Source organism: Luteibacter aegosomaticola (genome assembly GCF_023078475.1).
Classification (GTDB): domain Bacteria; phylum Pseudomonadota; class Gammaproteobacteria; order Xanthomonadales; family Rhodanobacteraceae; genus Luteibacter; species Luteibacter aegosomaticola.
Genome location: NZ_CP095741.1, coordinates 2,887,225 through 2,905,329 on the forward strand (window position 1 = coordinate 2,887,225; position 18,105 = coordinate 2,905,329).

Annotated in this window: 25 protein-coding genes; 8 read left to right on the top strand and 17 right to left on the bottom strand. The window is 62.8% G+C overall.

The window, feature by feature from the left end; genetic code table 11:
* Positions 1 to 488: 488 nt before the first annotated feature.
* Positions 489 to 692 (bottom strand): hypothetical protein, encoded by a 204-nt coding sequence (locus tag L2Y96_RS12705; RefSeq protein ID WP_247326158.1) that lies wholly within the window; start codon positions 690 to 692, stop codon positions 489 to 491.
* Between the two features lie 344 nt (positions 693 to 1,036).
* Here L2Y96_RS12705 and L2Y96_RS12710 point away from each other — a divergent pair, with 344 nt between their 5' ends.
* The 3 genes from L2Y96_RS12710 to L2Y96_RS12720 all read left to right on the top strand — a co-directional run bounded on the left by L2Y96_RS12710 (position 1,037) and on the right by L2Y96_RS12720 (position 2,822).
* Complete coding sequence (locus tag L2Y96_RS12710) at positions 1,037 to 1,411, top strand: response regulator (RefSeq protein WP_247326160.1); 375 nt, start codon at positions 1,037 to 1,039, stop codon at positions 1,409 to 1,411.
* Between the two features lie 404 nt (positions 1,412 to 1,815).
* Positions 1,816 to 2,496, top strand: a complete 681-nt coding sequence (locus L2Y96_RS12715) for a hypothetical protein (RefSeq protein ID WP_247326163.1) — start codon at positions 1,816 to 1,818, stop codon at positions 2,494 to 2,496.
* Positions 2,493 to 2,822 (top strand): hypothetical protein, encoded by a 330-nt coding sequence (locus L2Y96_RS12720; protein ID WP_247326165.1) that lies wholly within the window; start codon positions 2,493 to 2,495, stop codon positions 2,820 to 2,822. The genes L2Y96_RS12715 and L2Y96_RS12720 overlap by 4 nt, the downstream gene beginning before the upstream one ends.
* A gap of 13 nt (positions 2,823 to 2,835) precedes the next feature.
* Here L2Y96_RS12720 and L2Y96_RS12725 read toward each other — a convergent pair whose 3' ends face one another.
* From L2Y96_RS12725 to L2Y96_RS12780, 12 genes are all read right to left on the bottom strand, one after another.
* Positions 2,836 to 3,057: a hypothetical protein gene (locus L2Y96_RS12725; RefSeq protein ID WP_247326167.1), complete on the bottom strand. Its 222-nt coding sequence runs from the start codon at positions 3,055 to 3,057 to the stop codon at positions 2,836 to 2,838.
* A gap of 81 nt (positions 3,058 to 3,138) precedes the next feature.
* Positions 3,139 to 3,354 carry a hypothetical protein gene (locus L2Y96_RS12730; protein WP_247326170.1) on the bottom strand — a complete coding sequence of 72 codons (216 nt, stop codon included), beginning with the start codon at positions 3,352 to 3,354 and terminating at the stop codon, positions 3,139 to 3,141.
* Between the two features lie 286 nt (positions 3,355 to 3,640).
* The gene (locus tag L2Y96_RS12735) at positions 3,641 to 4,003 is read right to left on the bottom strand and encodes a hypothetical protein (protein ID WP_247326193.1); all 363 of its coding nucleotides are present in this window, start codon (positions 4,001 to 4,003) and stop codon (positions 3,641 to 3,643) included.
* Between the two features lie 92 nt (positions 4,004 to 4,095).
* Positions 4,096 to 4,428, bottom strand: a complete 333-nt coding sequence (locus L2Y96_RS12740) for a response regulator (RefSeq protein ID WP_247326203.1) — start codon at positions 4,426 to 4,428, stop codon at positions 4,096 to 4,098.
* The gene (locus L2Y96_RS12745) at positions 4,409 to 4,591 is read right to left on the bottom strand and encodes a hypothetical protein (RefSeq protein ID WP_247326205.1); all 183 of its coding nucleotides are present in this window, start codon (positions 4,589 to 4,591) and stop codon (positions 4,409 to 4,411) included. The genes L2Y96_RS12740 and L2Y96_RS12745 overlap by 20 nt, the downstream gene beginning before the upstream one ends.
* Positions 4,592 to 4,774: 183 nt before the next feature.
* A complete protein-coding gene (locus L2Y96_RS12750; protein WP_247326207.1) occupies positions 4,775 to 5,113 on the bottom strand; it encodes an ankyrin repeat domain-containing protein in 339 nt (112 codons plus the stop codon).
* Between the two features lie 110 nt (positions 5,114 to 5,223).
* Positions 5,224 to 5,826 carry a phage N-6-adenine-methyltransferase gene (locus L2Y96_RS12755; protein WP_247326209.1) on the bottom strand — a complete coding sequence of 201 codons (603 nt, stop codon included), beginning with the start codon at positions 5,824 to 5,826 and terminating at the stop codon, positions 5,224 to 5,226.
* A 74-nt stretch (positions 5,827 to 5,900) separates the two neighbouring features.
* Positions 5,901 to 6,845: a hypothetical protein gene (locus L2Y96_RS12760; protein WP_247326210.1), complete on the bottom strand. Its 945-nt coding sequence runs from the start codon at positions 6,843 to 6,845 to the stop codon at positions 5,901 to 5,903.
* Positions 6,846 to 6,920: 75 nt separating this feature from the next.
* Complete coding sequence (locus L2Y96_RS12765) at positions 6,921 to 7,613, bottom strand: hypothetical protein (protein WP_247326212.1); 693 nt, start codon at positions 7,611 to 7,613, stop codon at positions 6,921 to 6,923.
* A 158-nt stretch (positions 7,614 to 7,771) separates the two neighbouring features.
* Positions 7,772 to 8,167 carry a hypothetical protein gene (locus L2Y96_RS12770; protein ID WP_247326214.1) on the bottom strand — a complete coding sequence of 132 codons (396 nt, stop codon included), beginning with the start codon at positions 8,165 to 8,167 and terminating at the stop codon, positions 7,772 to 7,774.
* A 1,188-nt stretch (positions 8,168 to 9,355) separates the two neighbouring features.
* Entirely contained in the window at positions 9,356 to 10,393 is a 1,038-nt protein-coding gene (locus L2Y96_RS12775) for a GGDEF domain-containing protein (protein ID WP_247326223.1), read from the bottom strand.
* A 351-nt stretch (positions 10,394 to 10,744) separates the two neighbouring features.
* The gene (locus L2Y96_RS12780; protein ID WP_247326225.1) at positions 10,745 to 11,002 is read right to left on the bottom strand and encodes a helix-turn-helix domain-containing protein; all 258 of its coding nucleotides are present in this window, start codon (positions 11,000 to 11,002) and stop codon (positions 10,745 to 10,747) included.
* 171 nt (positions 11,003 to 11,173) lie between these two features.
* Between L2Y96_RS12780 and L2Y96_RS12785 the strand changes: the two genes are divergently transcribed.
* The 4 genes from L2Y96_RS12785 (at position 11,174) to L2Y96_RS12800 (ending at position 13,733) form a co-directional block, all read left to right on the top strand.
* Positions 11,174 to 11,515, top strand: a complete 342-nt coding sequence (locus L2Y96_RS12785) for a hypothetical protein (RefSeq protein ID WP_247326227.1) — start codon at positions 11,174 to 11,176, stop codon at positions 11,513 to 11,515.
* A 26-nt stretch (positions 11,516 to 11,541) separates the two neighbouring features.
* A complete protein-coding gene (locus tag L2Y96_RS12790) occupies positions 11,542 to 12,498 on the top strand; it encodes a hypothetical protein (RefSeq protein ID WP_247326229.1) in 957 nt (318 codons plus the stop codon).
* A 78-nt stretch (positions 12,499 to 12,576) separates the two neighbouring features.
* Complete coding sequence (locus L2Y96_RS12795) at positions 12,577 to 13,065, top strand: pyridoxamine 5'-phosphate oxidase family protein (RefSeq protein ID WP_247326235.1); 489 nt, start codon at positions 12,577 to 12,579, stop codon at positions 13,063 to 13,065.
* 452 nt (positions 13,066 to 13,517) lie between these two features.
* Positions 13,518 to 13,733, top strand: a complete 216-nt coding sequence (locus L2Y96_RS12800) for a hypothetical protein (RefSeq protein ID WP_247326238.1) — start codon at positions 13,518 to 13,520, stop codon at positions 13,731 to 13,733.
* Between the two features lie 35 nt (positions 13,734 to 13,768).
* Here L2Y96_RS12800 and L2Y96_RS12805 read toward each other — a convergent pair whose 3' ends face one another.
* Complete coding sequence (locus L2Y96_RS12805) at positions 13,769 to 13,999, bottom strand: hypothetical protein (protein WP_247326249.1); 231 nt, start codon at positions 13,997 to 13,999, stop codon at positions 13,769 to 13,771.
* Between the two features lie 218 nt (positions 14,000 to 14,217).
* On the opposite strand from L2Y96_RS12805, the gene L2Y96_RS12810 reads away from it, so the two are divergent.
* Positions 14,218 to 14,490 (top strand): hypothetical protein, encoded by a 273-nt coding sequence (locus L2Y96_RS12810; RefSeq protein ID WP_247326251.1) that lies wholly within the window; start codon positions 14,218 to 14,220, stop codon positions 14,488 to 14,490.
* Here the strand turns inward: L2Y96_RS12810 and L2Y96_RS12815 are convergent.
* The 3 genes from L2Y96_RS12815 to L2Y96_RS12825 form a co-directional block, all read right to left on the bottom strand.
* On the bottom strand, positions 14,487 to 15,197 hold the full coding sequence (locus tag L2Y96_RS12815; protein WP_247326266.1) for a response regulator: 711 nt from the start codon (positions 15,195 to 15,197) through the stop codon (positions 14,487 to 14,489). The two genes, L2Y96_RS12810 and L2Y96_RS12815, sit on opposite strands and share 4 nt — an antisense overlap.
* 363 nt (positions 15,198 to 15,560) lie before the next feature.
* Positions 15,561 to 16,022 (bottom strand): Hsp20 family protein, encoded by a 462-nt coding sequence (locus tag L2Y96_RS12820; RefSeq protein WP_247326268.1) that lies wholly within the window; start codon positions 16,020 to 16,022, stop codon positions 15,561 to 15,563.
* A 1,357-nt stretch (positions 16,023 to 17,379) separates the two neighbouring features.
* Positions 17,380 to 17,958: an NAD-dependent malic enzyme gene (locus L2Y96_RS12825; RefSeq protein WP_247326269.1), complete on the bottom strand. Its 579-nt coding sequence runs from the start codon at positions 17,956 to 17,958 to the stop codon at positions 17,380 to 17,382.
* Positions 17,959 to 18,105 lie beyond the last annotated feature (147 nt).

The following is an 18,105-nucleotide window of genomic DNA, read 5'->3' on the forward strand; positions in this document are numbered from 1 at the left end:
GGCGCTAAACTTGGCCCCTGAAGGAAAAATGACAAAATCGATTATTCGGTTCATGCGCGATTTACTTGCATACCTAAATCGTCGGGTCTCCCTCAATGTCGTACAATTGAACGTATGCATCCCGAACCGCAATCCGGTTTTCCCACGCTGCTTGGGCTCGCATCCCTTGGCCTGGCGATGACTGCTAAGGCGGCGGCCGGAGATTTTGCCGGGGGCCAGAATGAGCCTTGCCCATGTGCGGGAGCGAGCCAACCGGACAGCCCTCGGCAACCTTCGGCCGCCCCTCAAGCTCCTCGCCGGGGCGCTGAGCGGACACCTTCACCCCACGATGGGGAGTGGCGGGCTGCTGTGGCAGCCGTTTGGCGTGCGATCGAGTCAACAGGGACAACACTGACGCCTGGGGATCCTTGTCACCAGCCGTCGCAGCACTGAGGGATTCCCTGCCCCGAACCAATGAAAAAGCGCCCGCATGTGCGGGCGCCATCGTCTCACCGCTTGTCCTGGCCGGGCTCCTTGCCCTTCTGGCCGCCACCGGGCTGGTCATCCCGGCCGGGCTGCGACTGTCCGGTGTCTTTTCCGGGTTGCCCGCCTTGACCGGGTTGCGTGTCCTTACCGGGCGGGTTGCCGTGGCCCGGTTGGCCCTGACCTTGGCCCTGCTGCTGGTTGTCCCGTGACCCTTGCTGATCGCTCATGGCACACCTCCGCTGTTGGGAAGGTATTGAGGCGCCGAGGAACGTGACGGTGCCGGATTCCGGCCGTTATCCAGGGGTGAGGGTCTTCACACGAGTGAAGGCGCTCCCCGTCGACACCTCCGACGGGCTGAGCCAAGTGTCCTGCTCCAGACCATTTCACTGCGCACAAATGGGGAGCATTGCGCAGGCACGTGTCAACATCACGGACAGGGGCGATGCTTCCGGCTTTCTGATGATGAACCCAATGGGGCCCTCGTCACGTCTGCGCAGGGGACGACCGCAAATGTCACACGGGCCTTTGACGGGCTTGGAGGGATTTTACCGGCCTGACTTCCGGATTCTCCATGACCAACCCGACCGATGACGCCCCTCGCTGCCTCCTTGTCGAAGATGACCCGGCGGTGTCAGGGGTCTTTGAACTCATCCTCGAAGATGGCGGATTTCGCGTCAGCACCATCGCGGCATCCGAACCAGACGCCATCCGTGCCATCCTCAACACACGCCCCGACATTGCCCTTCTCGACATCGACATCGAAGGCGGGGACTCGCTCGGTGTTGCCACAGCCCTGCTTGCCAAAGACATTCCTGTGGCTTTCGTTTCAGGGCATCCCCGGACGGTGTTGCCCGCGCCCTTTTCCACCTTCCCCTTTGTGCAAAAGCCCGTGACCCGCAATGTCCTGCTGGGGCTCGTCCAGGCGCTTGCCCGGACGCGGTTCTGACGGACGCTTGGTGTCGTTGTTGCATCCGGGATGATGAACGTCACTGTCCATGGCAACGGCGACGGGAGGGTTTGGCCCGAGGACAACGACGAATGAATCCTTTCGTCAGCAGGTCAGGGCGATGATCAGGGCCACTGTCTCGGCAATCGTGCAGCACCACTTTGTTCCACATCGAGACCCTAAACCTGACACGGAAAACCTTCTACGCGTGAGGTCAATCATCCCTTGGACCAACGCAGGTGGCCGTCCGGAAGACATCCAGGGCTCGCCGGTCGGCAAATGATCACCGGCAGCACTGTCGATTCCATGAGCTGCCTGAGTGCCTCCGGAGGGACGTCGGACTTGATGGGTTCGACCGGCTCGCAGATGGGCTCGTAAGCGCGGGTGGCCGACTTGCTCGTGCGGTGGACATCCTGCCAGTCATAGAAAAAAATCCGCGCGTGGCGACGTCGATAAAATCATCGGGGCGTTTGCTGTCGACAAGCATCTGCGCCGACGAGACAACAGGCAGTTCGGCGAACGCCGCCTCCACATCCGTGATAGCGATGACGAAAAAATTCAGCGCTGACGAGGGGATCGGGCCCGAACGGGCTGTCACGAACGCTGCAACTTTACCGGTCACGCCCGATGCAAGCCCCACGAAATCGACCCCTTCATTTCCCGGTACCGGCAACGCACCCACGCACACCTCGCTCCACGCCCTTGCAGGAGCAGAACCCGAAGTGACGCGAACAGGTCGCACAGGGTCTCGACTGACGGGCGCCCCCCTAAAGAAGCCGGATGGCCGAAGCGACATCGGGCACGGACACGACACGGAACCGGCCATCTTCAACCAGCTCGTGCGCTATCAGGCGAAGGAGCGGCGCGTCTTCAACCAGGCGCTGTTCCGGGTCATCGACCAGACGCAGGGCATGCGGGAGACCCTTGCCCATCTCACCCTGTTCCGGCGTTCTGAATCCGACGCCTGCTCAAACCCTCCCGGCATGACGATTATTGGTCGGATTTTGACCCTTTTACGCCCCTTGCCGGCTCAGGCGCATTTGGCGACCATCGGCAGGAATCACCAAACTCGGGAGATGCGATGAGCCGGGTCATTGTGGTTGCCTACCGGCCCATGCAGGGCAAGCGGGAGGAGTTGCTCGGGCTGCTGGCCCAGCAGCACCGGCGGACCCGGGCGCTTGGCATGCTGGCAAAACAGCCGCCTTTGCTGTGCGAAGGAACACGTGGGGAAATCGTCTACATCATTGTCCTCGATACGGGGGCGGATGTTGACCGCGTCTGGGAGGATGAGACCTTCCAGGACATCGACGCGAGGATTGCAGGCATCGCGACGATGACGCCCCTGCGGACCCTCGATGAGGCGAATGCGTCTTATATGGATCTGGCCGGCCTTGCCTTGCAGGGCGCCTGAGCGCGCCCTGCCCTCATCGGTCGGTGAGCATCGCCGAAATCATCAGGCCAAAGACGCTCAGGGCCACGAGCATGTCCTTGATGCGGGGGCGTGGATAAAGGCCTGTCCGGTATCCCGCCACGGTCCTGGACAGTGGCTGGAAGTAAGGGGGCCTCGGCACGAACGCCTCCAGCCATCCGGTCAGGAGGAAAGCACCCATGGCAAGGGCGTGCTTGCGGCTGGGTTCGTGGACCATGAGGCTGACACCCCAGACGACCAGCACGCCCGCCCACGCGCGCCGCTTCCACCCGATGGATACCGGACTGCTTCCCACGACTCAGAGGGCCTCCCAACCACCGTCCGGCCGTTCCTTGCGCACAAGGGTTGCCAGACCCATGGTCTCGCAAGCGCGGACCTTGGCCAGCGCGGCGTCCACAGCCGCTGCCTCGCTGTCGAGCGCCAGGGGGCACTCGCCCTCGACCGAGACGTGCCATGGGGCACCCGGGCGGGCCGGGTGCATGATGAAGATGCGAACGGGCGCCTCAGTGCTCACCTCGCTCCCTCTTCCGGTCCCTGGGGGAATGGCGCGCCACCGCTGCCTGCGCAAGGGCCCAGACGCTGTCGATCGCAGCCTGTCGGGTCGGATGGCGGGCGGCGTCGCGGCCGGACTCAAGCTCGGCGCCATTGGCATCAAACACCTCGAACGACCCGTAGAAGCCGCCGGGTCCGGTATGGATGGAGTAAGTGCATCTGGGCTGCTGGTGCATATGGGCGATCTCATCACAAATTCGTGCGATGGGCAGGACGTTTGCAGGCTCGGCCGCCGGACATTTCCCGACTCACACCCCGTCCCCCGCCGTCGGTTCTCCGGTATTTCCGACGGGGGTCACCCCGGCTTTCTCGAACCGCTCGTCGAGCCGTACACGGGAAACCCGCTCGACCAAAGAGCGGAGACTGATTGCCAGCGCCCGTCCCGTCGATGCCGTGGCAAAAAACCGGATTCGGTCGCCCTCGATGTCCACATGGGCGGTCGACAGCTCGCCATGCAGCGCGGTGACCTCGCGCGCAAAGGTTTCGGCCCACTTCGGCGTCGGTGTGCAGTCGAGCAACGCAATGATGGGTGCATCGACGGCAGGGTCCACCGTGTCCTTGAGGGGTGGAACCTCAAAGCCGACGACGCGCGGGAAGCGGGTAGTGGCCATCGGTCCTCCTGGCCTGGCTCACCATGGGGGACCGTATTGTAGGAAATCGCATCCGGATTTTCACGGCCGGCCCGGCGTTCTGTTCCGCCCTCTCAGGGGGCGCCCGACAGGTCCGTCCGCGTGGCCATCGTGCGGAACAAGCCGAGGAGCTGCTCGCCATCATAGGGTTTGGACACGAACACCCCGCGCTCGGGCAACTGGCTGTCCTGGATGTGGACATGGCTCGATGTCATGACTATCTCGATGGGCGGCCAGCGCCTGCGGATGGCCGCAGCAAGGAGGATGCCGTCCATGTCGCCGGGCATGTCGATGTCGGTGAAGACGATGCGGATATCCAGCCGGGTTTCGAGAATCCGGATGGCCGAAGCGGCATCGGGGACAGACACGACCCGGAACCCGCCGTCTTCAATCGGATCCTGTGCCATCAGGCGAGCCCTCGTTGCCGATGCCAGTCCGCGCTCCGCCGTTGGTCTGCTCCTGCATCTTGTACGTCGCCCCGGCCATCCCACTCCAGTTGATGGTGTAGAAACCATTCGAGCTGCTGCCCGGACCGCTGATGGCCGGTGCATCGGTGGGTGGGAACGTCACAACCGAACTGCCTGATGGGCCATACCCACTGCAGCCGACATCGTTGCAGCACGCACACGATACGGTCCCCTGACGTGTACGAACAGCTCTGCGCGGTGCCGTTGAGATGTTGGCATCGCCCGACTCACCCCATCGTATCGCGCCCCACCTTCACGGTCGTGCGGACGGCCTTGACCCGCCGGGTTACGACGACAGGTAACCAAGCCGTTTTTGCATCGTGGGCGAAATCTCCTCCCACTGCCAGCGCTCCCAGCGAGACGTGTCGCTCAGGGGCAAGAGCAGGCGCACCACGCTCCCCCGCCCATGGCAGGCTGCGCGCCAGAGGCATTCGGAGTTTCGCCTGAGGGGATTTGCGCCGACGCCAAGCAGGAGTTCGGCGATGCGGGCATGGCCCCGGTGGCTGGCGTGAAGAAGCGCCGTATCGACGTCACCGACGCGGCGCATGGCGGGGTTGAGGATGCATTTCCTGACGACGTCGATGTCGCCCGTCCAGGCCGCGTCACACAATGCGCGCTGGTTCATTTCCGCATGGCGCCTCCTTGGCGCAGCCGTCCGTCCTGGACATTTCCACTCAAGCAGAAAACCGCACGGCGTCAAGAGGGATGGGGGCGGGAAATGGGTCGGTCCGAAGGTCACCGGGTCATCTCGAGCAGGTAGCCGTCCATCTCGCCCCGTCCAATGGCCCGCCTGATGACGCCCACCGCTTTGGTCCCATAGGCAACCAGCGCCGACGGAGCACCAGCCGTGCCGACTTCCTCACCGGCTGCGTTGGCGAACTTCAACCGGCCCCGAAAGAAAAACACCGCGCTGGTGCTGGGGTGAGCGAATACCGAGTCGTGAAATGCCCTCGTGTCCGTCCTGGCAAAGACCAGCAGGAGGCCGTTGCCATGGTCTGCAAGCTTCTCCATCCACTTGGCGCACTCAGCGCCGTACGGCGGATTGACCCAATAGAAGTCCTCGGGCATCCACACGCGGTTGAAGCCATCCTGCGCCTTGTTGAAATGACGCCGCGCCGTCTTCCAGTAGCGAATGGGCGGCGCACAGGGGTCGACGTCGGCGACATTGGGGAGGTCGAGGGCATCAACGAGCCAGCGCGGCGTCAGCCAGGTTTCCTCCCCGACCGTGCGGTCGGCTTGGAAGCCTTTCTTCGTCGAGGACTTTGGGGAGACGGGTTTACGGCGGGTGGCAGGCTGGCTGGCGGCGGCGCGGGGGGCGGGAAGGGTCGAGCGGGTCATGGCGTTGCTCCGGTGATGGGAGCAACGGACACTCATGGGGATCACCCCGGTCCGGGGGTTGATCCCCGGACCGACTAGAGGGGGTTGCGTGGCGGGAGGGGAGCCACCGCCTCTGGCAGGCTCTCGTCGAGAACAATGCGCAGGGTTTCGTCGTCGGCCAGGCGAATGGCATCCCGGGTGACGTCCATCGTGGCATTGACCAGGGCCACCCAGACGCGGCGCTCGTCGCTGCGTGCCCAGGGCATGCCCACGACGTCGAACGCGGAGAACATGCGAATCTGATAGCCGTCTTCGCGCATCGCCGCGACGATCGTGTCCACACTGATGGATCCGCCGTCGGCCGAGCCTTCGATGACAAATGACCCGTCAGGATTTGTCCGCACCACGAAGGGCACTTTTTTCTTCAGGACACGGGCACGGTTGATGGCCGGGCGCTCCTCGGGTGTCGCCACGCTCGACCCGCTTTCCTTGCCGGGCTGCGGGGGCCGGATCACGCGCGGGAGCTCGTCGCGCACCCAGTGCCAGACGAACAGCAGCGATGGAGCGGCCGGAGTGGGCAGGATGCGGTCATTTCCGTCTGCCCGTGGTCGGGACAGCGCGTCCGAAAAACGGATCGCATGGCGCTTTGCAACGCCCTGTGTGATGAGGAACGCCTTCCAACCTGCACCGTAGTTGGCCGTCAACGCGGTGCCCAGCGCCTTCTTCCCCACCTTGCAGTAGAAGGCGGCAGCGACCTGTCCTATCCAGTCGCCGTCGTCGAGACCTTTGAACCTCGCAGCGTGGGACTCGTGCATGAGGATCCTTTCGCCGAGTTCGCGCTCGTAGTCGATGTCCCCACGGTTGTCACCTGAGAGCGCCAAGAGGTCCACCTCACAGTCGCGCGCAAAGGCTTCGGCAATGGCATGCTCCTCCGCGGCTTTTGTGGCATCGAAGGGTCGCCTCGGCCAGCCACTCCCCTTCGCGCGGTAGAGGTCATAGAGAAAAGTCGGGAGGCTGTTGGTGACAGACAATGTGGCCATGGGCGTCCTGCGGTGCGTTATCCAATGGCGCCATCATCGCATGCAAAGTCGGGACTGGGTCTCCCTTGCCCCACATCACAAACGCGGCGCGGTGTCGCGTGTCTTCCCGGCAGGCACGGCCCGCTCAAGGTACATGGACTCGATGAGCTGGGCGTTGTCCGGCCCCAGAAACTCGGTGACGGGGATATCGTCCTCATCGATTGCATCGATGCGGACGCCGGCATCGAGCAGAAATCCAATCACGGCCGGGTTCGCGGCGTAGGCAATCAGCGTGCGGCCATGGGTGTCGACCTGAAGGAGGTTCCCGAACTCGGCAAGCAGCGGGAGGAACTCCAGGTTGCCCGATTCGGAGTCAAGCAACGTGGCATAGGCCATGGCGGAGATGTCTGCGACGTCGGGCGGCTCCTCGCCTGTGGGGTCACACCCGAAATTCATGCAATCGAGGTCTGTCCGGAGACCTGTGCCGAGCACAGCGCGCGCAGCCGGAAGGTCCCGTTCCTCGAGTGCTCCTTCGAGCATGCCTTGGAGGCCCGGCAAGGTGTCGTCCACATTGGCCGGTTTGGGACGGTCGCTCTGGCGCCTCCGTGGGTCATCCGGCGCGTACCCGAGCGTCGGGTCGACCAACGTGTAGCCGAGTGACTCAAGCTCGGCAGGGGTGAACTGCTGCTGCAGTGCCTGCCGACCGATGCGGTATGGACCATAGGCTTCCTTATACCCAGGCATTTCACTGCCCAGCGTGGTCGGCGGAAGACGGACGGGATCGTTCACGGGAACTCCAAAATGGGGGGGACTCCTTCCACGTTAACGAGGATTCGAAGGTCGTCAAGGGGCGGAGCGGCATGTTGTCCATACGCGCTCTCCAAAGGTGTTACGTGTTACAGGATTCAAACGTTACGTGTAACGAAACCCGCTGCCCGGACGGCTTCTCACAGTCGTGTCCTCTGCGTCACGGTCGCCGTACCAACGGCCTTGTCGATCGACTGACCCAGGATGGCATTTTCCCCCTTGGCGAGCCATTCCTCGCCGTCCTCACCGGCGAACGCAAGGAAATCATGGCGTTCGAGCTCGCCCTCCCCGATGGCATTCACGTAGCGCCGGCCGCCCAGCGCGTTGAGAGAGTGCTGAACAGTGTCCTCGACCTCCTCCCGCAGCTCCTCCATGGACGAGAAGAGTCGAGCAGTCACAGGCGGCTCCATATCAACGACAACGTACCGACGCCCGACGATGTCGCTGGACTCCACGTCATCGCCGACGACAAGCATCTCGCCCGAGACCGCGAGGATTCGCTGGATGGCGCTGAGGAGATCCACGTCTTCAATCACGGAGTCAGCCGGCAAGACGCTCAAGGCCATCGCTGCCGCGTTCATCGGCGGCAGATGGGGCCTCAACTAGGTCGTCGCCTGTCTCGCGCGAGGATGCATCAGATTCGAGAGGTAGGCTTCAAACGTCAGGACAAACGTACTCCCTGAGAAACATTGAGGTACTGCGTCCTTAGAACATGGAATCGCTGTTGGAGCTGCTGGAGTGTGCTCTTTTCCCAGAATGTGTCTTTTCACGCGGAACGGGGGACGGAATTCGTGGTAATAAGTAGTCCAACTGGCGCGATGCACGAGCTACGCCGGCGACTCACCATGTACGTGATGAAGGCCCTGCGTTTGGATTCCGAATTATCTTTCGCCTACTACCTGCGGAACCGACGCATCCGCGCCAATCAGGTCGGTTCCCTTGTCGAGAAGTTGCGTACCGAGCCCGACTGGCCGGAAATCGAGACGTGGGTACAGTTCGAATGCCATCTCGGCCGAATAGGTTGCACAGGGCCTGAGATGACTTGCGCGATGACTGTGTGGCAAAGCTACAAGACCTGGATGAGGAGACGTTCAGCCAGATCCGCCCGGGTCTATCGCTGAAAATTCTTCATGGACTTCCCGACGCCGACAGTGCCTTGCGCAACTGGCCCCTCGGACACGTCAATGACGCCGAAAAGCGGCGGGAGTCACCATCGGGCTGCATTAGCCGTGCCGCGCCGGTGCAACGCCGTGCCAACGTCTACTGCCAATTTGGTCCGTTGTCGTGTAGCGCCTCCCTCTCCGCCGCTGGTTGGCGAACCGTGAGGTAAAAGTCAGGCACCCTATGTGCCCCGAGCAACCGGCAAAAGACAGCGCGTCGGCCCAAAGCCACAATGTGGGCACGGAACCGTGCCTTCTGGATCATCACCTGCCGGTGGGTAGCAACCGGTCGGCGCAGGTCGTTTCCTTTTCCAACGGCCTCAGAAGCTACGGATACGCCGTGTCGTAACGCATCGAGGTGCAGTATGTATGTTCACAGCTCAAAACGCCTCATCCGGCGTTTGAAAGGAGCACTGAAGGAGCAGCTGGGAAGAGCGCTTGGTCACAAGCGAATGCAAATGGAGGGCCACGCTGAGAAGGAAGGAGCTCTTCCCCGCACAGTGTCGCGCGGGACGGAAACGAAACATCTACACATGGGGACCGGGGTCAGGCCGCCACGTGACCTCAGAAAGGGACGGTGACTGGCTGCGGAGCAATCACACCTTCCACTGCGATGCAATCGCGACCATGCGCTTTTGCCTTGTATAGCTGGATATCCGCCCGACCAAGAATCTGCCTGACAGACTCGCCAGCAGTCGCACTCACGATTCCCACACTGATGGTAACAGGAAGCGTCGCAGCCCTCAGGGCCGTACGCATCGGCTCGCATGCTGCGGCGGCGAGATTGATGGGGACGGTAAGCACGGCTGCAAATTCCTCCCCACCGAGTCTTCCGCAGGCAATACAACCCTCGAGCGTCATCATGTGTTCCGCCACTGCTCGGATGACGATATCCCCGGTCGGGTGACCATACCGATCGTTGATCTGCTTGAAGTGGTCGATGTCGACCATGACCAGAACGCGACCATCCTCCTGGAGCGCTCTGTGGAGTTCTTCGAGGAAGCGGCGGCGATTGGACAGCGCCGTCAGGTCATCGGTATTGGCCAAGATCTCGAATTGTACGCGCGCCATCATCAGGCGTCCGACCAAGCCGCTGAATGCCCGCTGCATGACCATCCCAATTGCAGAGACAACCACGGCGAACGTTAAAAGCAGATACCATACAAACACGGTGAGCAGGGAACCGCCGGTCACCCCAAACAGGACCACCCAGCTACCCAGTGCTGCGACCAAATAATCAGGGAAGCGCGAAAAGAACAATGCAGCGGCAAGCGCGATCGTAGTCACGATGGGCACGCACCAGACAATGCCTTCGGGGCCCAGGGCCCGGGCCTCCAGGCAAAAGAAGCCCGTTTCCAGCAAGACGAACGCCGGAGCAGCCAGACGGGACATTACCATGGACCTACTTTGCGACAGAGCCATCAACCCCGCCATTGCGCAGACGACCAGCGGTGCGAGCGCACCACACGCTACCCATATTCGGTCATCGAGGAAGATGGGGATGAGCACTGCGACAATGCTTATCGCCTGCACGGTGAGTTTTGCGCGTGCTGTGGAATGCTGAACTTCCGTGAGCAATGCGTTCCTGACCTCCGGTTCCATGGCCGCGCCTCAACTTCAAGCCAAGCATGACTGTGCCCCGAAGAAGAGGTCCCACCAATACGACGAAAGGCTGATTGACACCTCATCGTTGGACGTCTTTTGTCGTCCGCAGTCGACCTTGGACGCGAAAAGAAATTGGTGGCCGTCAAAGGGCCACTTATGTGCAGTCAAAAAAAGGGAGGGACAAGACGAACGGCTGACGGAGGAAGCCTAGTCCTCATCAGGAGCGCACGACCAAAGAAGGCGCGGCGTGGTTTCCCGTCCCAGAACACGGCTCTCGCTGATATGGGCGACTGCCGGCAAGAGCACACTAGCCCGCGCCAACGCTGAATCTGGCGCGGCGCCTGCCGCTCAGGCCTTGACCTTGCGGATGCGTTTCATCACCTCACTGGCGAATTCCTCGAAAGGAACGCCGAAGGCATCGCAGAACTCCATGACCTGGAGCATGTCGACTCCGCGCCGGTTCTTCTCGATGTCAGACACGTAGGTCTGCGGACGGTCGAGCGCATCAGCCACCTCTCCTTGGGTCAGTCCCCGCACCACGCGTAGCTCACGAAGGTAATTCGTGATGACGGCGTGCCGTGCGCTGTGGACGGAGGTTCGTTTCATTGGGCCGCGACCAAAAGGACGGCCATGAACCTATACCTGATAAACAGTTACGTTTAATTCAGGATTTTTACCTGATAACTAGATACGCTTTTGACGCCCGGCCCTCATTGACCAACCGGGCCGCCGGGCAGCGGGCGGCACCCCTCCCGGCGTCACTACAGGGGAGCACGCATGAAGCGATATCTGATTTTGACCCTCACCCTTCTCATGGCCGCGTGCACGAGCCAAGGCACCCGGACGGACACCACCCAGGTCGACCAGTTGAAACCCGGCCGCTCGACAGTGGCCGATGCCGAACGACTGCTGGGCAGTCCGCAGTCGGTGACCAAACGACTCGACGGCGGCACGACCCTCGGCTACAGCTTTTCAGCCGTGAAAACAGACCCCGCATCCACAATTCCGGCTGTTGGCCCCTCCCTTGAAAAGGCCACGACGACGTCGGGTGAATACACCGCGGTCACCTTCGACCAGCGTGGTCTCTTCACGAATTATTCGCGCTTCCAGCGGAACTGAGCGCCATCACACCAAGGAGTGTTTATATGACTGTCCTCTGGCTCGTTTTGGCGGCGACGTTGATGTTCTGTGGTCGTTTTGGCACCGACAGAATCAAAGACGACAACTGGTCGGAGGTGGCATTCCGCGCATCGCAAGTCGCGATGCTGGCCTGCCTCGGCATGGCCTTTTTCTCGTTGTTCGACCCGCCTGCCCGCTCATCCCCACCCATGCCCGGACCGGGCGCTGAGTTCTGGCCGACCGTCGGTGGGCTCATAGCAGTCGTTGTCGGGCTGTGGGCATTGGGGGCGGTCGCCGTCCGGCTGCTCCGTCACCGCCGGCTGTCCCGGGATGAACTGACAACGCCCGAACTGACTCTCACCCTCGACCGGGCCGCCGGCCGGGTGTTGGTCGCCCTACGCGGGAACATCATGGCTCATCCGGTCGCAATGGGGCGGCTGGTATTCGATGCGTCCTACTATGAGGATGACGGCCAGCAGCGGGCCAAGCTTTCGTTCCGCCAGTGGCCGGCAGCTGGCTCCTTGTCACCCGTCACCGCCCAGCGGGGAATGCACGACGTGGTCCGGGTCGACGTGTGGAAAGACAGCGGGCTGGATGTCACCGGCTGGCTCCGGCTGCATCCGGGGATTGAACTCGACGCTGGCAAGGTCACCTTGGACTGGCAGACCGCGACCGATGCCCTTGTCCGGTACTGCCGGGAACAGCGCCTGGCAACCGGCACGCCAGCGGTCGAGGTCTGGGAGGCCCTCGATGGTCCCGCCCTGCGCTACCTCGTCATCGAGGCGGACGGGCGGATGTATGGCGGGGTCGGCGAGCATCCGTTGATTGAGCGCCTGGATTCGGCGCTTGTTGCCAAGGGCGGCAACCGCATCCTGGCGGTTATTGGAGACCACCGTCCAGTCTTCACCTTGAGCGCTGACCAAGCGGTGACGGTCCAGAAGCTCCACGGAAAGGGCCTGCTGTCTATCTGCCCGGCCACGTAGTCATCCCAGGGTATGCGCTGCGTTGACACCTGGTTGAGGACTCGGGTGCCAGCTTCGGGTTTTGCCAGAGGACACGCCATGAACCAGCGGGAAGAAGACCTTGAAAAGATCTGGTCGCTCATCAAGGACGCCCGGGTCGCCATGCTCACGACCACCCGGAACGGCCGGCTCTACAGTCGGCCGATGGTCGCCTCGCAAAAGCACTTTGACGGCACGCTCTGGTTTTTTACCCGCAAGAGTTCCCCCAAGGTCGACGAGGTGGCGGGTCACCATGAGGTCAATGTGGCCTATGCCTCGGCTGCCGACATGAGCCTTGTTTCCCTCGCCGGCCGAGCCATCCTCGTCGATAACATGCATGCCATCGACCAGCACTGGAACCAGTTCGTGGCGACCTGGTTTCCCGACGGCAAGGACGACCCGGACCTGGCGCTGCTCCGCATGGATATCGACACCGCAGAGTACTGGGACGCGCCGTCGTCGAAGATGGCCGTCGCCTTCGACTACATCAAGGCACGTGTGACGGGCTCCCAGCCGGACCTCGGCGAGCACGGCAAGATTGACGTCTGACCCCGCCCCAAAAGCAGCCCCGTCCATGGGCGGGGCTGCAAGGGCCGGCGCAAGGGGGTGAGGGTGACGGCCGACGAGGAGAGCATGCCGCCATGTGTCCCGCCCGGACTGTGCGCTGATTCAAAAAAAAAGCGCACGAGGGTGCGCCTGATGGGAGTCAGGTCACGCGCCTGAAGGGTTCACCCGAGCATCCCTGCCCGGCCATCAAGCCATGGTGACCGGCAAGCCAAAACCTTCTTCAGGTTTGAGGTCCAACCGGGAGACGGGATTTCCGATAACACCCCTGCACCGTGTCTGTCTTGCGTGCTGCCATGCTCCATCCTGATGCCGACCTCCGCGCGGGTGCCGAGAGCATCCAGGCCTCGTGCCGGACCCGGGAGGCCCGGGGTGCGACCGGATTCCGTCGTCTCTCGGCCGCCTTGGCCCGTCCATGCCCCCCGAGCGCCTCACGGGTGAACTTTCAGTTGCGCCGCTGCCGGACTGACTTCCTCGCACGCTCGATCGAGCACCTGATGGCGGCGGCGATGCAATGGCTGGACGAACGCCGCCCTGACGTCCCCGAGCCGACTGCGCCCATCAAGGCAAGCCGGACACGGGTGGCATCCACCCCTCCGACGGCTTTTCTGGCCAGCGTCGCGGGCCTCACGACCGACCCTTCCGACGTCTGACCCTTCGCGACGGTGTCGATAAAGCCATGTACGGGTCAGCGGAAGCGGGCCGACGTGCCCGCTGTGATGCCCCAGCGGAGCACGGTGGCCTGCAACGCGCCCGCGATGCTCTCCTCCGTGGCGACGGTGCCTGTCAGGGGTACCGTAAGCGTTGAACCCGGAATCTCCGCCGACCATATGACCTCCCGGCCCAGGACCCCGAAGGTCACCTGAGCGCGAAGCGGCACACCATGTTCGTCGACCACCTCAATGACTTGCTCCCTCATGGCCGCCTCCTGCAAACGGGCCGGCCGGATGGCGGAGCCGGCGAGACCGCGCCCCGGTCACACCCAGACCCGTGGGCCTTATCCTCCAAGTCCGCGCGTCCCTGTCAACCGCCTGCGTCCGGACTGGCGGCCGTGGCCGGGATGGCGTATCAAGAAGACATGCCCCACCAGACCTCCCTGCCCGTCGACACTTCCCGTCCACGTGGAAGGCGCTCCTGATGGCCGGGGACCGGCCAGCATCGAAGGGACGGTTGCCGGAAACCCTGCAAACCCGCCGGCATGCCAACCTGCGCCGTCTCCTTGTCGAACTTGAATCCGACGACATCGAGTCAAACCTGCTCGTTGACCAGGTCCTCGGCCTTCGCACCGGGGTGCTCGCCAGTTTGAGAAAGGGCGCCGACATGCCGGACGCCTTGGCGCGGGAAATCGAGTGGGCAATGAATCGCGCGCCCGGCTGGCTTGACCGGAATCCGAAAGAGCCGGAGGTCTAGCCCGGCCCCACCCCTGAAGGGGACACCAAGTTGAGCACGGTGAGAAGTTGCCGGCGCTGGTAGGGTTTGGTCAGGAGCAAGGCGCCTTCCGGCAGGGCTGGAACGACCTCGCTCCGGAGACCTGTTGCCACCACAATTCCAGTCCGGGGCCAGCGCCGGTGGACGTCCTCGGCGAGCACCAACCCCTGCCCCGGGGATTCGAGGTCAATGTCGGTCATGACGACGTGGAACGACGCCTCATTGAGTGCGGCAGTCGCCCCGGTTGCACTGGTCACTGCTGTCACCGTCCATCCGCCGCCCCGGAGCACCTCGGCGGTCACGTCCAGCAGCACCTCGTCATCTTCGACCAGCAGCACCTTCCGGGGCTCGGTTTTTCCGATGCCAACAGCCTCGCCGGGAGGACGGGAAGGCGTTCCGGCGAGGATTTGCCGACTCACCTTTTCGACCATGTCACGAACCGCCTTGCATTGCGCACGCGCATTGGTCGATGAGGCATAAAACAGCACCCGTGTGCCATCGACCGACACCATCGCATCGCCAAGCTTGCTCCGCGTCAGCGCCGCTTCAATGATGAAGGCATCAAGCCACGGGCGTGTGGGCGGAAGGCTCAACAGGCCGACGATGGGTGGGTCGCGCACCACGTCGACCGTGGCGTTGAGCGGTGGGACCTCGAAACCAACGATGCGAGGAAAGCGTCGGAGCGGCATAACGGAAACGTTTGGATGGCCAATCGGCTTTTTAAAATCCTGCCAAAAACAAAATTCCGTGGCAACCCGCCAGGCTCACCGGGTTGAGGCGTGTGCGTCCGTCCACCGGCTGCATTGCATGTCGACACCAGGGAACACACTCACGTCCGGGCGCGTGCGGCAGCGGCCAAGCCCGCCGGCCGGATTGATGGTGTCGGGGACAAAGTGAAGGCAGGCAATGCACTCGCGGCGGGGCGGCCTCGGTGGCGGGCGCCAGCTTTCTGCCCAGGCAAGGTCTGCCGCCGTGACGCAGTAACGCTGTGTTGAATCATGGGATTTGGCCATCGGGAAAAGGCCCGCCCCGGCAAGGGGCGGGCACCTCCATCAGGCTGCATCGCGTTCAATCTGGCGCACCGGCTCAGCCCAGTCCGGCGAGACGCTGACGGGAATGGTGCGGGGCTTTTCGGCGTCCGGGATTTCCCGTGCAAGGTCGATGGACAACAGGCCGTGGGCAAGTGTCGCCCCGATGACTTCGGTATGCTCGGCGAGCTGGAACCGGCGGCTGAACACGCGCCGTGGAATCCCCTGGTGGAGATACGCCCCCTCCGGCTCCCCCTTGCGCTCACCACTGACGATGAGCTCACGCTTGTGCTGGGTGACCGCAACCTCGTCTTCCCGGAATCCCGGGACGGCGACCGACAAACGGAAGCGGTTGTCTGACAAACGGATGGAATCGAAGGGTGGGAAATCGTCGCCCTGGCGTTGCGCCGCCGCCTCGATGAGGTCAAAGACGCGGTCAAGACCACTGGTGGGCTGGTAGATGGGATTGAGGTTGAGAGTACGCATGGCAAATCCTCCGAGCGTGCAAGGAGATGGAATGGGTGCTCGCCTGTTGTCCAGGCAAAGCCGGGGGTACCCCGGCGATTTTCAGATAGGGATTCCCGGACCGTCTTCAAGGGTGCCAATTCAGCATTCGTTTGGACGTCCATATCCCGTTTGCCGGCCACGTTGTCGCTGCCTTGCGCGGACCAGGTCGCGGGGGCATTTCCCCACCCCTCACTCCCGGATTTCGGGCGTGCCACCGGGCGGTGGCGGGACGCCGTCGGGATTGGCCGGGGGCGGGTCGTCGACCGGTCGTGGCCGGCCAGGGTCTTCTGCCGGGAATCCCGGCGTGCCGGGGAGGTCCCGGTCGGGGTTTTCTGGCGGGGCCTTGCCCGGGTCGACCTCCGGTGTCGGCGGCTTGCCAGGTTCGGTCGGGTCGGACGTCAGAGGCGTGCTCGAGGCGCGCAGAGGAGGAATGAGGTGCATGGGCGTCTCCGGGGTTTCGGCCACCCTCCCCCACTACTTGTCGCGAAAATGGCGTGGGTCCGTGCGCGGCGCGTGACAATGGCATCGCCGGGTGCGGGACCGGCGACCTCACCGCATGCGCCCATCCGGAAAATGGTTGCTCCATGACCGGGGCAGGCCACCAACAAAAACAGTCCCCGCTGATGGACGGCGGGGAAGTAGCCTTTTCGTTCGTCATCCCACCGGCGGAACAATCACTCCTTGAAGCCTGTAAGGAGCGCACCGAAGATGACACCGATGAAGCCAAAAATTGCTGCAATCATCCATTGTCCTCCGCTTGCTCTAGCTACCCATTCCGAGATTCGGCTCTTCCTACAACACCGACACCACGAGAGCCACACCCGCCACCATGAGTGGAACTTCGGCCAGAAGGAGGGTCGCTGTCGCCATCATCCGCGCTTAGTAAAAACCTCGCATTCCATCAATGTTCTTTGCCCGCTCATCAATGCTAAACGTCGCATTCCCGTACATGGCATTGAATGCGTCCAAGACCTTCGTCTCTATGGCCGCATGCAATTCCTGATTCCACCCACCGGTCCAGTCAACAGTTCGGCATCTGTCGCTGCAATGACGGCCGGCGTGCAGGTCGCGTCCGCGTAGCCGGCAGCTTGTCCAGCACCCGACGCGAGACACAGGCTCAACGCCAACTTTTCCCAGCGCGAACGCAACTGCGGAACCATCGCGACCCTGCTCTCGCCGGGAACGTGTTCTTTCAAGAGCGCGACTTTGACGGGCATGGGCGTCCTCGCGGTAAAGCTGCATCATCGCCAATCGGGTGCTCTTCGGGATTGATCCGAATCAATCTGGGTCATCAAAACAAGAAGAACAGACAAGGTGGCCGGGGCAATTGCGTCGATCAATGTGAGAACCAGACGGAATGTTCGCCATCAAAAAAGAGATCGCGAGTGGTGCCCATGCCACCGACACCAAGGTCACCAAGCCCGAGGATACGTTCGCCGTCGGTGACCACGATGAAGCGGACGTCGCTGACCGGCCAGTGGGAAAGAAGCTCCCGCACCCGGCCCTTTGCGGTCATTGGCACATAGACACCGCGCGCCGCCCGGAAAATGTGGTCGAAGGTCTGGCACGCCTCGCCGACCGTCGGGGTGTAGACAATCGGCATGAAGGTCGCCGGGTCTGACATGAGGACGGCGTAGTAGAGCGTCTCGTTTCTCGCCTGCAGGTCGGACAAGAGAAGGTATTTGAGCAGCGGGGTTTGCAGATGCGAGAGCTCAATGTGGATGCGCGCGATTTGGTGCTCCAGCGAGCTTGGGCCGGGTGGGAGCAGTCCCTCGATGCCGAGGCGCCTCCGGTCATCAAGGGCAAATGCGGTGCCCCGGTTGTGGCGGGGATCACGCAGGAGGCTGTAGCCGGTCAGGGCCGTCTGCAGCGACGAACCGGGGCGCGGGACCGGCGATGCAATCCCCCCGTCCATCGTCGGCGCCCAATCCGGTCATTGTGGTCTGCCATCGCACACACTCCTCAAGGGCGAGCCCCTACGGTAGGAAATTGCGACTCCGCGCTCTTGGAGCTGACCTGCAAACTTGAATGCCGCAAGCGCAGGCGACTGGGCAGGCGCATG

Bases quoted from the DNA above. Each gene is read 5' to 3' on its own strand.
- L2Y96_RS12740 (WP_247326203.1), bottom strand. From the start codon at position 4,428: ATGGCACAGGATCCGATTGAAGACGGCGGGTTCCGGGTCGTGTCTGTC.
- L2Y96_RS12795 (WP_247326235.1), top strand. From the start codon at position 12,577: ATGAACCAGCGGGAAGAAGACCTTGAAAAGATCTGGTCGCTCATCAAG.
- L2Y96_RS12710 (WP_247326160.1), top strand. From the start codon at position 1,037: ATGACCAACCCGACCGATGACGCCCCTCGCTGCCTCCTTGTCGAAGAT.
- L2Y96_RS12760 (WP_247326210.1), bottom strand. From the start codon at position 6,845: ATGGCCACATTGTCTGTCACCAACAGCCTCCCGACTTTTCTCTATGAC.
- L2Y96_RS12735 (WP_247326193.1), bottom strand. From the start codon at position 4,003: ATGGCCACTACCCGCTTCCCGCGCGTCGTCGGCTTTGAGGTTCCACCC.
- L2Y96_RS12780 (WP_247326225.1), bottom strand. From the start codon at position 11,002: ATGAAACGAACCTCCGTCCACAGCGCACGGCACGCCGTCATCACGAAT.
- L2Y96_RS12725 (WP_247326167.1), bottom strand. From the start codon at position 3,057: ATGGTCCACGAACCCAGCCGCAAGCACGCCCTTGCCATGGGTGCTTTC.
- L2Y96_RS12755 (WP_247326209.1), bottom strand. From the start codon at position 5,826: ATGACCCGCTCGACCCTTCCCGCCCCCCGCGCCGCCGCCAGCCAGCCT.
- L2Y96_RS12805 (WP_247326249.1), bottom strand. From the start codon at position 13,999: ATGAGGGAGCAAGTCATTGAGGTGGTCGACGAACATGGTGTGCCGCTT.
- L2Y96_RS12820 (WP_247326268.1), bottom strand. From the start codon at position 16,022: ATGCGTACTCTCAACCTCAATCCCATCTACCAGCCCACCAGTGGTCTT.
- L2Y96_RS12810 (WP_247326251.1), top strand. From the start codon at position 14,218: ATGGCCGGGGACCGGCCAGCATCGAAGGGACGGTTGCCGGAAACCCTG.
- L2Y96_RS12790 (WP_247326229.1), top strand. From the start codon at position 11,542: ATGACTGTCCTCTGGCTCGTTTTGGCGGCGACGTTGATGTTCTGTGGT.
- L2Y96_RS12705 (WP_247326158.1), bottom strand. From the start codon at position 692: ATGAGCGATCAGCAAGGGTCACGGGACAACCAGCAGCAGGGCCAAGGT.
- L2Y96_RS12825 (WP_247326269.1), bottom strand. From the start codon at position 17,958: ATGGACGGGGGGATTGCATCGCCGGTCCCGCGCCCCGGTTCGTCGCTG.
- L2Y96_RS12815 (WP_247326266.1), bottom strand. From the start codon at position 15,197: ATGCCGCTCCGACGCTTTCCTCGCATCGTTGGTTTCGAGGTCCCACCG.
- L2Y96_RS12785 (WP_247326227.1), top strand. From the start codon at position 11,174: ATGAAGCGATATCTGATTTTGACCCTCACCCTTCTCATGGCCGCGTGC.
- L2Y96_RS12720 (WP_247326165.1), top strand. From the start codon at position 2,493: ATGAGCCGGGTCATTGTGGTTGCCTACCGGCCCATGCAGGGCAAGCGG.
- L2Y96_RS12775 (WP_247326223.1), bottom strand. From the start codon at position 10,393: ATGGAACCGGAGGTCAGGAACGCATTGCTCACGGAAGTTCAGCATTCC.
- L2Y96_RS12750 (WP_247326207.1), bottom strand. From the start codon at position 5,113: ATGAACCAGCGCGCATTGTGTGACGCGGCCTGGACGGGCGACATCGAC.